Source organism: Burkholderia sp. BCC0398, assembly GCF_902833245.1.
GTDB classification, from domain to species: Bacteria; Pseudomonadota; Gammaproteobacteria; order Burkholderiales; family Burkholderiaceae; genus Burkholderia; species Burkholderia sola.
Genome location: NZ_CADFEM010000003.1, coordinates 318851 through 331679, shown reverse-complemented (window position 1 = coordinate 331679; position 12829 = coordinate 318851). Strand labels below are relative to the sequence as shown.

General features: G+C 68.0%; 12 protein-coding genes and 2 riboswitches. Of the genes, 5 read left to right on the top strand and 7 right to left on the bottom strand.

Annotated elements, in window-relative coordinates; genetic code table 11:
• Positions 1 to 213: 213 nt before the first annotated feature.
• Together vapB and HWX76_RS08215 are read left to right on the top strand one after the other, a co-directional pair.
• On the top strand, positions 214 to 477 hold the full coding sequence (gene vapB, locus HWX76_RS08220; RefSeq protein ID WP_050012619.1) for a type II toxin-antitoxin system VapB family antitoxin: 264 nt from the start codon (positions 214 to 216) through the stop codon (positions 475 to 477).
• Complete coding sequence (locus HWX76_RS08215; RefSeq protein ID WP_089488429.1) at positions 474 to 890, top strand: PIN domain-containing protein; 417 nt, start codon at positions 474 to 476, stop codon at positions 888 to 890. The genes vapB and HWX76_RS08215 overlap by 4 nt, the downstream gene beginning before the upstream one ends.
• Positions 891 to 934: 44 nt before the next feature.
• Here HWX76_RS08215 and HWX76_RS08210 read toward each other — a convergent pair whose 3' ends face one another.
• Entirely contained in the window at positions 935 to 1840 is a 906-nt protein-coding gene (locus HWX76_RS08210; RefSeq protein ID WP_124630388.1) for a nucleotidyl transferase AbiEii/AbiGii toxin family protein, read from the bottom strand.
• A complete protein-coding gene (locus HWX76_RS08205) occupies positions 1809 to 2879 on the bottom strand; it encodes a type IV toxin-antitoxin system AbiEi family antitoxin (protein WP_124652857.1) in 1071 nt (356 codons plus the stop codon). Before HWX76_RS08205 ends, HWX76_RS08210 begins: the two co-directional genes overlap by 32 nt.
• A 359-nt stretch (positions 2880 to 3238) precedes the next feature.
• Between HWX76_RS08205 and HWX76_RS08200 the strand changes: the two genes are divergently transcribed.
• Both HWX76_RS08200 and HWX76_RS08195 read left to right on the top strand, forming a co-directional pair.
• Entirely contained in the window at positions 3239 to 4402 is a 1164-nt protein-coding gene (locus HWX76_RS08200) for a M20 aminoacylase family protein (RefSeq protein ID WP_176015673.1), read from the top strand.
• 112 nt (positions 4403 to 4514) lie between these two features.
• Positions 4515 to 4802, top strand: a complete 288-nt coding sequence (locus tag HWX76_RS08195; RefSeq protein ID WP_176015672.1) for a type II toxin-antitoxin system ParD family antitoxin — start codon at positions 4515 to 4517, stop codon at positions 4800 to 4802.
• A 35-nt stretch (positions 4803 to 4837) separates the two neighbouring features.
• Here the strand turns inward: HWX76_RS08195 and HWX76_RS08190 are convergent, their stop codons facing one another.
• The 4 genes from HWX76_RS08190 to cobA are packed head-to-tail and all read right to left on the bottom strand — an operon-like array spanning position 4838 to position 7971.
• Entirely contained in the window at positions 4838 to 6148 is a 1311-nt protein-coding gene (locus HWX76_RS08190) for a cobyrinate a,c-diamide synthase (RefSeq protein WP_050012623.1), read from the bottom strand.
• A 2-nt stretch (positions 6149 to 6150) separates the two neighbouring features.
• Complete coding sequence (gene cobO, locus HWX76_RS08185) at positions 6151 to 6753, bottom strand: cob(I)yrinic acid a,c-diamide adenosyltransferase (protein ID WP_050012624.1); 603 nt, start codon at positions 6751 to 6753, stop codon at positions 6151 to 6153.
• Between the two features lie 34 nt (positions 6754 to 6787).
• The gene (locus HWX76_RS08180) at positions 6788 to 7165 is read right to left on the bottom strand and encodes a cobalamin biosynthesis protein (protein ID WP_050012625.1); all 378 of its coding nucleotides are present in this window, start codon (positions 7163 to 7165) and stop codon (positions 6788 to 6790) included.
• A complete protein-coding gene (cobA, locus tag HWX76_RS08175) occupies positions 7162 to 7971 on the bottom strand; it encodes a uroporphyrinogen-III C-methyltransferase (protein ID WP_244137948.1) in 810 nt (269 codons plus the stop codon). Before cobA ends, HWX76_RS08180 begins: the two co-directional genes overlap by 4 nt.
• 109 nt (positions 7972 to 8080) lie before the next feature.
• Positions 8081 to 8317, bottom strand: a riboswitch (cobalamin riboswitch).
• Positions 8318 to 8615: 298 nt separating this feature from the next.
• Between cobA and HWX76_RS08170 the strand changes: the two genes are divergently transcribed.
• On the top strand, positions 8616 to 10112 hold the full coding sequence (locus tag HWX76_RS08170; RefSeq protein ID WP_176015671.1) for an EAL domain-containing protein: 1497 nt from the start codon (positions 8616 to 8618) through the stop codon (positions 10110 to 10112).
• Between the two features lie 93 nt (positions 10113 to 10205).
• On the opposite strand, the gene HWX76_RS08165 is transcribed toward HWX76_RS08170, so the two are convergent.
• Positions 10206 to 12344, bottom strand: a complete 2139-nt coding sequence (locus tag HWX76_RS08165) for a TonB-dependent siderophore receptor (protein ID WP_176015670.1) — start codon at positions 12342 to 12344, stop codon at positions 10206 to 10208.
• 151 nt (positions 12345 to 12495) lie between these two features.
• Positions 12496 to 12761, top strand: a riboswitch (cobalamin riboswitch).
• The last annotated feature ends 68 nt before the right edge of the window (positions 12762 to 12829 follow it).

Sequence of the window (12829 nt, the reverse complement as noted above, 5' to 3'; positions counted from 1 at the left end):
AGCCTGGCGATGCGCATGCATCGGCCGTCCGGTATATGGACCGCGCGGCCTGCGTCGTGAAGAATGGATCGCTCCTCTCATCGACGACAGGCCGGCAGCATGAATCAGACATCCGCGACAACGTGGGACGCAACCGCGAATGCGCGTCCCGACAAATTGACATATGCCAGCATATGTTTAGAATGGGCGCATCGTACTCCCATGGAGTGGCTCATGCGCACTGTTTCCATTTTCAAGAACGCCCGTAACCAGGCAATCCGCATCCCGAAGGACATGGAGTTCGAGGGTGTCACGGAACTCGAGATCCGCCGCGAGGGCGACACGCTGCTGTTGCGGCCGGTACGTCCCACGTGGCTGTCGTTCGCGAACGAACCGCTGGCCGATGCCGATTTCCTGGCCGAACGCCCGGCCGTCATCGAGTCCGGTCGCTTCGACCTGTCCGGCGATGCCGACGCGCCGTCGGAGTCCAACCGGTGACCACGCTCTACATGCTCGATACGAATATCTGTTCGTTCATCATGCGCGAGCGGCCGCCCGTGGTGCTGTCGCGGTTGCAGTCGTGCGTCAACGCACAGCACCGGATCGTCGTGTCGGCCGTGACCTACGCCGAGATGCGCTTTGGCGCGGTGGGCAAGAAAGCGTCGCCGAAGCATGCGGAACTCGTGACGGCCTTCGTTTCGCGGTTGGATGGTGTGCTGTCGTGGGATTCGGCGGCAGTCGACGCTACCGCCGCGATTCGGGCGGATCTCGCCCTACGCGGCACGCCGATCGGCGCGAACGATGCGTCGATCGCCGGACATGCGATCGCGGCCGGCGCGGTGCTGGTCACGAACAACGGCCGCGAATTCAGTCGTGTCGCGGGGTTGCCCGTCGAAGACTGGGTGGCTTGACCCCGACGCGCGGCAGCGTCGTCCGCTTGCCGGGCTGCGTCACGTCACACGCGGCGGGCGGGTGGGCCGGCAAGAAAGGCGTCACGGAACGCGTCGAGATACCGGTCCGCGTCGTCGTCGAACTCACCCGGCAACAGCGCGAACGCACGTGCCAGCAGGTCCTGCCCGAGCATCGCGTACATCGTTTCGTCGGCTAGCAGCGCGTGAATGGCGTCGCGCGTATGCGGCAACGCAATCCGTTTCGCATCGCGCGCCAGCAACGCCGCCGCCGCCAGCTCCGGCTGGAAACCATGTCGTTCCACCAGATCGGGCGCGACGTCCCAGATGCGCTCGCGATTACCCGCGTCGTGAAAATGCGTGAGCAGGAACAGCAGGTCGTACGCGTCGCTGTTCTGGCGCGCGCGCCGGTCCTTCCACGCAAGCAGCTTCAGCAGCGCGAGCGCCGGCAGGCTGGCCACCGGCACCACGACGCCCGCGCCGACCGACACGGGCAGTGCCGTATCGACCGCCTCCTGGAAACCCAGCACGTTCAGCACGAACTCGCCGCCGGGCGGCCACGCGATTTCCCCGGGCGGCGTTTCGAGCGGCCCGAACGGCACGAGATCGAGTTCGGTGCGAAAACCCGGCGTGCCGCTGTCGAACAGCAGCTTCTGCTGATGCTTCGGCGCGTGCGCGAATTGTCCGGTCGCGACGAGCGCATCGACGAGCTGCGCGTGAAACGGCCAGCTCACCGCGCATACGGCAACGTCGACATCCCGCGTCGCACGCACCGGACGGATGCCGTGCACGTGCCACATCAGAATGTCGCGCGCGGTCGCACCGGCCACGACGAAGGCCGCGTCGAGATGCGCGCAGGCCGCGCCGACCGCTTGCAGCAGCGCGACCGCCGCCGGCTCGAGCGGCCGGCTCGCATCGATTTCAAGCGGGCGGGTGGGCGAGGTATCGGTCATGGAGCTGCGCGGCGGCGGCAAGGTTGCGGCTGTCTCCGGACGAGACGAGATCCGCATAGATCAGAAGCGGCGGCACGAGCGGCACATCCTGCTCGCGCCAGTCGAGCGCCGGCGAGCGCGGCCAGAACGCTTCGAGGATTTCGACGTCGCCACGTTCGTCCGGACGCATGCGGCCTTGCAGCAGCAGGCGGTTCGGCACGGCGCCGTGCGTATAGACGGTGATCGTGGCGGGCTTCAGATCGTGAGTCAGCAGATCGGCCGCGGGTTCGCCGCCGAGTTGCGCATCGAAGGACGCGAAATCGAAGTCGCGCCACCAGTCTGGCGAGATCGCGGCAAACCGCCGGGCCGGCAACTTCGCGCGCAGGCGGCTCGGGTAGAGCGCGACCCACTCCTGTACGAAGCGCGGCCAGTCGGGAATCAGGCGCTCGCCGTTGCGCCGTTGCGCGACGAGGCCGCGCGCGATCAGATCGTCCATCGCAAGGTTGACCGTGCCGAGCGCGACGCCCGACGCGGCGGCAATCCCCCGATACGGCTGCGCGACGAGGCCCGACTGCGTCGCGAGTGCGAACATCACGGCGAGCCCCTTCGGCGTGGTCGCGCGTGACGCCTGACGGCGCGGCGTGCGGGCAGGTTTCGGCCGACCGGCGATCATCACGGTGGCCTCCGGCTGGATCAGGCTCGCATTGCCGGCGGTATCGAGAAACGGGATGTCGTGCTCGATCAGGCGGGCGGCCAGTTCGGCGGAAAAATAAGGCGCGACCAGCATCAGCGGCCGCTCGCCCGGCGCCGGCGTGCCGCCGCGGCGACGCAGCGCCGCGAGCGCGCCCTGCAGCGATTCGACGCCGATGCTCACGGCCGCCGGCATCTCGATAGTCTGCCCGGCGATGTCGAAGCGGATCATTGCGTCGGCGCGCGCCCGGTACGTCGCCGGCACGCGCACGGGCCGCGCAGCGAAGCGCCGGGTCGCGCGCGCGAACGCGGCACAGGCCTCATCGAGCACGTGCTGTTCTGATATCGGAAGAGGAGCGTTTGCGGGCATCACGGAGGATCGCTTGTTCACTGTTTTGTCAGCGTACACAAAGAATGTACATTCGTCAAAAAATGAACAAACGTTCCCAACCATTTGATGTAAATGGATTATTCCAGATTGTTGAGCGACACCCAACGATCCCCTCCGCATGAAAATTCGAACCTGAACACACAGTGTCGTGCGTGCCGATCGCCAGCGGCAGTCGTCCGGACGGCATAGCGCTCGCGAGGGCCGCGCTTCGTCCCCTGCGTGCGCGATCCGACCGGCAATCAGTGGTTGCCGCCACGACGACTTTCTGTCTGTCCGGTTGCTGCTCAACGCACTATCCTTGCCTGCACATTCCCCACTGCATAACAGGAGACGACACCGTGACGCACAGCGTGATCCCCGCAGGCCTCGCCGACGAAATGATCGAGATCCGGCACCGCATCCATGCGCATCCCGAACTGGGTTTCGAGGAATTCGCGACGAGCGAGCTCGTCGCCGAGCAGTTGCAGTCGTGGGGCTACGCCGTGCATCGCGGGCTCGGCGGCACCGGCGTCGTCGCGCAGTTGAAAGTGGGCGACGGCCAGCAGCGCCTCGGCCTGCGCGCCGACATGGACGCGCTGCCGATCCACGAAGCGACGGGCCTGCCGTACCAGAGCACGATCGCGGGCAAGATGCACGCGTGCGGCCACGACGGGCACACGGCGATGCTGCTCGCGGCCGCGAAGCACCTCGCGCGCGAACGCCGCTTCTCGGGTACGCTGAACCTGATTTTCCAGCCGGCCGAGGAAGGGCTCGGCGGTGCGAAGAAGATGCTCGACGAAGGGCTGTTCGAGCAATTTCCGTGTGACGCGATCTTCGCGATGCACAACATGCCGGGCTTCCCGACCGGCAAGTTCGGTTTCCTGCCGGGGCCGTTCATGGCGTCGTCGGATACCGTCGTCATCGACGTGCAGGGCCGCGGCGGCCACGGCGCGGTGCCGCACCGGGCGATCGATCCGGTGGTCGTGTGCGCGCAAATCGTGCTGGCGTTGCAGACGATCGTGTCGCGCAACGTGTCGCCGCTCGACATGGCGATCATCACGGTCGGCGCGATCCACGCGGGCGACGCGCCGAACGTGATTCCCGATCGCGCGCAGATGCGCCTGTCGGTGCGCGCGCTGAAGCCCGACGTGCGCGACCTGCTCGAAACGCGCATCAAGGAGGTCGTCCATGCGCAGGCGGCCGTGTTCGGCGCGACCGCGACGATCGACTACCAGCGCCGCTATCCGGTGCTCGTGAACGATGCGGAGATGACGGCGTTCGCGCGCGGCGTCGCACGCGAATGGGGCGGCGAAGCCAATCTGATCGACGGGATGGTGCCGCTCACCGGCAGCGAGGATTTCGCGTTCCTGCTCGAGAAACGGCCGGGCTGCTATCTGATCATCGGCAACGGCGACGGGGAGGGCGGCTGCATGGTGCATAACCCCGGCTACGACTTCAACGATGCGGTGCTGCCGACTGGCGCGTCGTACTGGGTGAAGTTGGCCGAGGCGTTTCTGGTGTGATGGAGGATGCGACGCGAGGTTGGGGCCGGGCATTCACAATCCGCTCCCAGTCATGACAGACGGCATGTATCTGGCCTTGGTATATGCCCATCGTGCTCAAACGAAGTGAATCATGTCGAGAAAAGCGCCTGTTTCTCCAGACGATCACGTTGTCGAGTACGTCGACGCCAGCGGGCTGTCGGAGCGATGTTCCGATAGCGACACCATGCGAGCGAGATGGCGGCCGCCCGAATCATGCAACGCACAGGTGCGCGTGTTGCATGACGCGCTGGACGCCGGGGAGGCCTCCGGTCATCCCAAGACGTTCGACGGAGAAACCTTCCTGGCTCGCATGCGGGCGCAACGCGTTGCGGTCAAGGCCGGTCACGCCTGGTCATACGCTTCCTGTCCCGAATCCTGAAGAGCGTTGGCGTCGTACCGCCGAAGGCCGGCCGATCATGTCTCGAATGCTTCCCCACCGAACAGCGCCACGACCGCATCCGGATTCGACGGCCAGTACATGTGCATGTACGTCGCGACGATCGCACCCGCGCGATAAACGGCTTCGCCGCTGCCAGCCTCGCCATCGGGCCGGGCCGCGGTCGCGACCGGCGCCAGCGCCGTATCCAGCCGCGAATAATGAAACGTATGGCCGCGCATCGGCCCGGTGCGCGTATCGAGCTGCTGCATGCCGAGCGCCGCGAACCGGCGCTGCATCGTCGCATGCCCGGGCAGCAGGCCGAGCATCGGCGTCGTCGAGCCGTCCACGTCGGTCAGCGATTCGCACAGGTACACCATCCCCCCGCATTCCGCGACGATCGGCCGGCCGGCTGCCGCATGCGCGCGAATCGTTCGTGCGGTCAGGGCATTCCCGGCAAGCGTCGCCGCGTGCAGTTCCGGATAGCCGCCCGGCAAAAACAATGCATCGCAATCGTCGGGCACGGGTTCGTCGGCGAGCGGCGAGAAGAACCGCGGCTCGGCACCGAGCGTATCCAGCAACGCGAGATTGGCCGGATAGATGAACGAAAACGCCGCATCGCGCGCCACCGCGATCCGCTTGCCGGCCAGCGCGCGCGGCAGCGGCGCGGCCACGTCCGGTTCCGCGAACGTGACGGCAGCCGGCAACTCGACAAGCGCGGTTTGCGCGAGCACATCGGCCGCGCGCTCGAGCCGTGCATCGAGATCGTCGATATCGGCCGGCTGATGCAGCCCGAGATGCCGCTCCGGCAACGCGATGCCTGCATCGGCCGGCACGTGCCCGAGCCAGCGCAGGTCGTCGGGCAACGCCTGTTGCAGCAATTCCGCGTGCCGTGCCGAGCCGACGCGGTTCGCCAGCACGCCGTGAAACGGCACCTCGGGCCGGAACCGCGCGAGCCCGAACGCGATCGCCGCGAACGTTTGCGCCATCGCCTTCGCCGAAATCACCGCGACGACCGGCACGCCGAACGCGGCCGCGAGATCGGCGCTGCTCGGCGTGCCGTCGAATAGCCCCATCACGCCTTCGATCAGGATCAGGTCCGCGTCGTGCGCGGCGTCGGCGAGCAGCGCGCGGCAACCGGCCTCGCCGACCATCCCGAGATCGAGCGCATGCACGGGTGCGCCGCTCGCGCGTTCGAGCAGCATCGGATCGAGAAAATCCGGCCCGGTCTTGAACACGCGCACGCGACGGCCGAGCCGGCGGTGCAGCCGCGCGAGGCCGGCCGTCACCGACGTCTTGCCCTGTCCGGACGCGGGCGCGCTGACGAACAGCGCGGGGCAGGCCGGCATGCTCAGAACTCCACGCCGCGCTGCGCCTTCACGCCTTGCTCCTTGTACGGATGCTTGACGAGCCGCATTTCGGTGACGAGATCGGCCGCATCGATCAGCGCATCGGGCGCGTGCCGCCCGGTGACGACGACGTGCACCGACTCCGGTCGAGCCGTGAGCGTCGCGAGCACTTCGTCGAGCGGCAGGTATTCGTACTTCAGCACGGTGTTCAGCTCGTCGAGGATCACCATCCGGTAATCGCCGCTTTCGATCATCCGGCGCGCCTCGTCCCAGCCCTTGCGCGCGGTCGCGATGTCGGCGTCGCGGTTTTGCGTGTTCCACGTATAGCCGTCGCCCATCGTCACGAAATCGCACTCCGCGACCGCGCCGAGGAAGTCGCGCTCGGACGTATGCAGCGCGCCCTTGATGAACTGCACGACACCGAGCCGCATCCCGTGGCCGAGCACGCGCACGGCCATCCCGAACGCGGCCGTACTCTTGCCCTTGCCGTTGCCGGTGTGGACGATCAGCAGGCCCTTTTCCTGGGTGGCGGCGGCCTGTTTCTTTTCATGGCCGGCGCGGCGGCGTTCGGCCATCCGCTGATGGGATTCGGAATCGGTCTTCATCGGGAGTCGTCCTGTCGAAAGCGAAACAATGGGTTCAAAGCGGGCCGGCGAGCGCGACCGTCACGCCGTCCCGGATGGATTTGGGGCCGAGCAGCCGGCCGTGCGGCGCGGCGAGCTGCGCGCACGGCTCGGCTACGCCCGCGATGCCGAAGCGGGCGAGCGCGGCGCCGGACGGACCGCTCGCGGCCAGTTCCGGGCGGCTCGCGAGTTGCGCCGCGTCGAACGCGACGAGCGGCCAGCCGCGGCGCGCGCACAGCGTGCGCAGCGCACGGGCGCGCGCCTTGTCGGCGAGCGTCGCGACGAGCGCCGGTTCGGCGGCCGGGTAGCACGCGAGCGCGGCGCGGATCGCGGCATCGAGTTGCGCGGCCGTGACGCCCGCGCGGAAACCGACACCGAGCGCGACGCGCATCATGCGTGGCCGCCGAGCGCCGCACACACCGCCGGATCGTCGGCGAGCGCCGCGACGCGGCCGATCACGACGATCGCCGGCGAGCCGATACCGGTTTCCGCGATGCGATCGACGAGCGTATCGAGTGTCGCGACGACGTGGCGCTGTTCGGGGCGCGTCGCGTTCTCGATCGCCGCGCACGGCGTGTCGGCTGGCAGCCCGCCGTCGCGCAACGCCGCGGCAATCGCGTCGAGCCGGCGGATGCCCATGTAGACCACGATCGTCATGCGGGTGGCCGCGAGTGCGCGCCAGTCGGGCTCGTCGGCCCCCGCGCCGTGGCCCGTGACGAAGATCACGCCTTGCGCGTCGCCGCGGTGCGTGACCGGGATGCCGAGCGCGGCCGGCGCGGCGATGCCCGCGGTGATCCCGTTGACGACTTCCACCGGACAACCCGCCGCACCGAGCGCGATCAGCTCCTCGCCGCCGCGGCCGAACACGAACGGATCGCCGCCCTTGAGCCGCGCGACGCTGCGGCCCGCGCGCAGGTGCGCGAGCATCGCGGCCACGATCGCCGCCTGCGGCGTCGACGCATGGCCGCCACGCTTGCCGACGTGCTCGATCAGCGCATCGGCGCGCGCATGGCGCAGCACCTCGGGGTTCACGAGATCGTCGACGAGCAGCACGTCGGCCGCGCCGATCGCGCGCACGGCCCTGAGCGTCAGCAGGTCGGCGTCGCCGGGGCCGGCGCCGATCAGCCACGCGCGGCTCATCGCGCGCGGCACGGCGCGCACCGTGTCGAAACAGTGGAACAGGGAAGGCGGGCGGCGCATCGGCGGCCGGCGGGCAGGCAGTGCATGTCGGATCGGGCGAAACCCGCGCGAACGCGGGTGGAATGCGCACCCCATCCGTTCCCCGCGGATCGGGCGTTCGGCGAGCATCGCGCTCGCCCCTTGCGTCGGCCGGTATCCGGGCTGGCCGCTTGCCAGGCCGCAGCCTTCCCGCCCGTCGAAGGGCAGTGGCATCGCGGGCGGCCTGGGCGCACGCGCGGGAAAGCGCGTTGCGCGGGCGGCGTACCGTTGCGGGGACAGCACAGGCCGGGCGGATGTCCGCCTCCTGTTTCCCGTTTAACTGCATGCGCGGAATGCGCATGCGAGCACCGAACGCGGCGCATACGATAGCACAGCGTGCGTCGGGCGCGAGGCCGGCGAACCGCGCCCGCATCCGTCCGGGACTCAATCCGGGGAAGAAGCATTGCGTACCCGCAATATTGGTGTGCAATCATCTGGTCGACATCGTAAGCAAGGCGCCGGCTTCGGGCTGCCAGTCGCACGAAGCTGACGAGACCCATACCAAAATCGGCTCGCTCTGCCGGACCTGCAGGGCGATGGCCACTACATCGCGAAGTGCCGCGCCTATGGCGAACGTACGCAGATGGACAACCTCCAGTGGGGCCGGTTATGCACTCGCGATCGGCATGCTGGTCGTTTCGGCAGGACTGGCGCTGAAAGCCTGGCCGCTTGTTACGAAGACCGTGCTGGCGCAATCGGTTGCGGGGCTGGGGGCGCAAGTCGTGCAGCAGATCGACCTTGTGTTCGATTCGGCGGCCAGGACGCTTGCCGACGTGGATGCCTCCCCGTACGCGGACTGCTCGCCGCGAGACCTGCGCCTGTTGCGATCGGCTTCCGTGCAGTCGAAGTACGTCAAGGACGTCGGACGCCTGTCGGGCACCGATCTGCTTTGCACGACGATGCTGGGCATGCTGCCCAGGCCCTTTTCTCCGAAGCGGCAGCCATTCCGGCTGACCGACGCGATGTCGGCCTTCTGGACCGTGCCGTTGTTGTCGAGCCCCGACACGCTTGGGCTCGTGGTCGCGGGAAGGAGGGCGAACCTGCTGATGGATCTGGACGCGTTCAGGGTACTGCCGCCGTCAGGTCTGCACTACGTGATCGGGCTCAAAGGCCACCCAACCGCGCTCGTCATCGGGCTCGACGCGCGCGGCGTCCCGGCGTACGTCGATGCCAGCCAGGTGCCGGGGTTTCGGGACGGCAAATCATTCTGCTCGGCCCGCGTGCCGGTGTGCACGATCGTCGTCGTGACACCGCAAGCACTGGCAAACGCCAGTCGGCACGCCGCCTGGCTGCTGGGGATCGCCGGTGGCGCGGCGGGCTGCTGTCTGGGGCTCGGGGCGCTGATGCTGCACCGACGGTGGACGGCGCTTCCCGCGCAGATACGTCGAGCGCTGGCAAACGGGCAATTTGTCCTGCGCTATCAGCCGATCGTCGCGCTGGGCGCATCATCGCGGATCGTCTCCGCCGAGGCGCTGATCCGCTGGATCGACGGGCCAGCCGCACCCGACGTATTCATTGCCGACGCCGAACGCGCCGGCATGATCGCCGACGTCACGGCCTTCGTCGTGCGCACGGTCCTGCGGGAGATGCGCCTGCTGTTCGACAGCGAGCCGGACTTTCGCGTGACCATCAACGTCAGCGCTGACGAACTGCGGGACGGCAGCCTGATGGCGACGCTGGACCGTTGCTGGCCGGCCGGATTGTCGCGCAAGCATGTCGGCTTCGAACTGACCGAGCGGTCGACCGTGGAACTGCCGGAAATTGTGCCGGCGCTTCGGCAATTGCGCGATCTCGGGCATCCCGTCTACATGGACGATTTCGGCACGGGCTACTCCAGCCTGAGCCTGTTGCAGCATCTTCCGATCGACTACATCAAGGTCGACCGTTCGCTTCTGCCAGCCGCGCCGCAGCATGACGGCACCTCGATCATTCCGGAGATCCTCGCGATTGCCCGTCGGCTCGGGGTCGGCGTGGTCTTTGAGGGCGTCGAGACCCGTGAGCAGGCGCAGATGCTCGACATCCCGGGGCTGTCGATCGGCGCGCAGGGCTGGTATTTCGGGCGTCCCGATACAGTGCAAGCGCTGCAGGAAGCGATCGCGGAGCAGTCGCCGCGAACCGGCTGAGCATCCGGACCGAAACGCCGGTCGCGACGACCGCTCGTCTTGACGCCGTCCCCCGCGGGCCGGCCGTGCGGGGCGTCGGCGCGGCCCGCGCGGTCAGAACTTGTACGCCGCCGTCAGCGTGAACGTGCGTGGCGCACCGGGCATGATCTGCGCGAGGCCCGTCGCATTCGCGTAATAGTCGCGATCGGTCAGGTTGACGGCCGCCAGCGTGACCTCGAAGTCGCGCGTGCGATAGCCGGCCTTGCCGTCCCAGCGAACGTAGGCGGGTAGTTCGAGCAGGTTGTCGCGATCGGCGTAACGCGCACCTTCGTACACCAGCCCGAGTTCGGCGAAAAATCCGCGCAGCGGCGCATGGCTGACGAACAGGCTGCCGTTCGCCCCGGACACGCCCGCCGACCGCTTGCCCGCGTACTTCGGCTCGGCGTCGACCACCCGCGCGTGTTGCCAGCCGATGCCGCCGCGGACGAACCAGTCGCCCGTGAGCCGGCCGGCGACGCCCAGTTCCAGGCCGCGATTGCGTTCGAGGCCGGTGAGGTCGAAAAAGCCCGGCCGAACCGGGTCGGCGACGCGGCGGTTGTACAGATCGAGCTGAAACAGTGCGAGGGTCGTGGTGAGCGCGCCGCCGCGCCAGTCGCTTTTCACGCCGATCTCGTATTGGCGGTTGTATTGCGGGCCGAGATCGTTGGCGTTGCCGCGCGCGTCCGGCGTGATGCCGATCAGGTCGCCGCCGACCGGCGCGAAACTCTTGCTGTACGACGCATACACGCCGTGCGCGCGGACCGGCGACCACACGACGCCGAGCCGCGGGCTCCATGCCGTCGTCGTGCGCCGCGAATGCAGATCGTTCAGCACGTTGGTCGAATCGACGTCGAAACGTTCGCCGCGCAGGCCGCCGAGCAACTTCCACGCTCGACCGAGGTCGATGCGGTCCTGCGCGAAGATCGCGTAGTCGCTCACGCGATGGCGGTTCATCGCATACGGGCGCGGCGCCGAACCGGCCAGAGCGAAACGATCCGGTCCGCTGATCGGGACCGGCGTCGCGTCGGCCTGCCAGAGCGTCGGGCTGCGTTTCTGCCAGCCGTATTCGATGCCGAACAGCAGATGATGCAGCGCCGGTCCGGTCGCGACCTTGCCGCCCAGTTCGACGCCGGTCTGCACGTTGAGATGCGTCATGTCCTGCAGGTAGCGCGCCCGTTGCACGCGCCGGTAGTCGCGCGGCTTCGTGACGTAGCTTTGCGTGACGTAGGTATTGTCGAAGGTGCTGCGCAAATCCAGCACGCCCAGCGTATGACGCAGTTCCCAGTCGCCGCCGAGCGCGTGCGTGAAGACCGAGCGCCAGTTCATGTTCTGGTCGCGGATGGTGTCGCGTCCCGCCGCGCCGAAGAAGGTCGCGCGCCGCTCGGACGGCAGTGAGTACGCAACGGGTTTGCCGGCCGCGTCGAGCGCGGCGACCGGCGCCGGGATGCCGCGATCTGGCACGCGTCGGTACGCGTCGTATTCGAACTGCAGCAGCCAGCTGCGCCGCGCGTCCCGCCATTTGATCGACGGCGCGATGGTCTGGCGCGTGCCGTCGACGTGGTCGCGGAAGCTGCCGGCGTGTTCGCGTCCGGCATTGAGCCGCACGCTCCATGCGCTCGACAGCATCCGGTTGAGATCGACCGATGCGCCGAGCCGTCCATCACTGCCGGTCGCCGCCGACAGATGGCCGAAGTTTTCCGGCAACGGCTGCTTGGTGATCCGGTTGATGACGCCGCCGCCGCTGCCGCGCCCGTACAGCGCCGCCGCCGGCCCCTTCAGCACTTCGACGCGTTCGATGTTGCCGAGACTGCGCACGTATTGCGCATCGTCGCGCATGCCGTCGAGCAACAGGTCGCCCGCGGCGGAAAAGCCGCGAATGCGGAACGAATCGAAGCGCGTATCCGACGTATTGGACACGCCCGGCACGCCGGCCAGCGCGTCGGCCAGCGTGCGGCCGCCGTAGGACAGCGTTTCGTCGACTGCGACGCTGTCGATGGTTTGCGGGACGTCGCGCGGATCGCTCGCGGTGCGGGTTGCCGTGCTCACGCTTTCGGCGCGCGGATCGTTCGGATGACGGCGGCTGCGCACCTCGAGCGCGGGCAGTTCGTCGTCGAACTCGGCCGCCGGCGCAGGGAAGGAGGCCACGCCGGCGAGCGAGCACAGCGACAGGGCCAGCACAGGAAAGCGCCGCCCGGATATCTGTCGTTTCGACATGAAAATTTAAGGATGACTGAGTGATTGCCTCACATTGCCGTTGCGCGGTGGTTTGCGTTGTTGTCGGCGAAGTTTATCCCGATCAGTTGAAAACGACAATCATTCGCGTTCGCTGAGGGCCGCTCGCCTTGACGCTCCCGGCCCCGCCGCCTACACTCGCACGCGTTTTGGTGCTCGCGCGCGCCGCTCCGGCACGCGCAGTTAAACGGGAAACAGGGAGCCTGCCTGCACCGCAGTCGAGCCAACCTGTGCTGCCCCCGCAACGGTAAGCGAACGCGTCGCGCGAGAAGCGCCACGCAGCGCCGCTTCGCCGCATGCCATGCGCATGCGGACGACTGCCACTGGATGCCGCGCATCCGGGAAGGCGAAGCGGCGTGTTCGTCAGCCCGGATACCGGCCTAAACGTTGGGGTTCAGCGCCGCGGGGAGGCGGCGCATCGTCCACGGCCGCAGCCGTGTTGGCATTCACGATGTCGACCGTTCGCA

Coding starts and splice junctions, on each gene's coding strand:
- HWX76_RS08190 (WP_050012623.1), bottom strand. CDS start 6,148: ATGCCGGCCTGCCCCGCGCTGTTCGTCAGCGCGCCCGCGTCCGGACAG.
- cobA (WP_244137948.1), bottom strand. CDS start 7,971: ATGCGCCGCCCGCCTTCCCTGTTCCACTGTTTCGACACGGTGCGCGCC.
- HWX76_RS08170 (WP_176015671.1), top strand. CDS start 8,616: ATGCTGGTCGTTTCGGCAGGACTGGCGCTGAAAGCCTGGCCGCTTGTT.
- cobO (WP_050012624.1), bottom strand. CDS start 6,753: ATGAAGACCGATTCCGAATCCCATCAGCGGATGGCCGAACGCCGCCGC.
- HWX76_RS08205 (WP_124652857.1), bottom strand. CDS start 2,879: ATGCCCGCAAACGCTCCTCTTCCGATATCAGAACAGCACGTGCTCGAT.
- HWX76_RS08165 (WP_176015670.1), bottom strand. CDS start 12,344: ATGTCGAAACGACAGATATCCGGGCGGCGCTTTCCTGTGCTGGCCCTG.
- vapB (WP_050012619.1), top strand. CDS start 214: ATGCGCACTGTTTCCATTTTCAAGAACGCCCGTAACCAGGCAATCCGC.
- HWX76_RS08180 (WP_050012625.1), bottom strand. CDS start 7,165: ATGATGCGCGTCGCGCTCGGTGTCGGTTTCCGCGCGGGCGTCACGGCC.
- HWX76_RS08210 (WP_124630388.1), bottom strand. CDS start 1,840: ATGACCGATACCTCGCCCACCCGCCCGCTTGAAATCGATGCGAGCCGG.
- HWX76_RS08195 (WP_176015672.1), top strand. CDS start 4,515: ATGTCGAGAAAAGCGCCTGTTTCTCCAGACGATCACGTTGTCGAGTAC.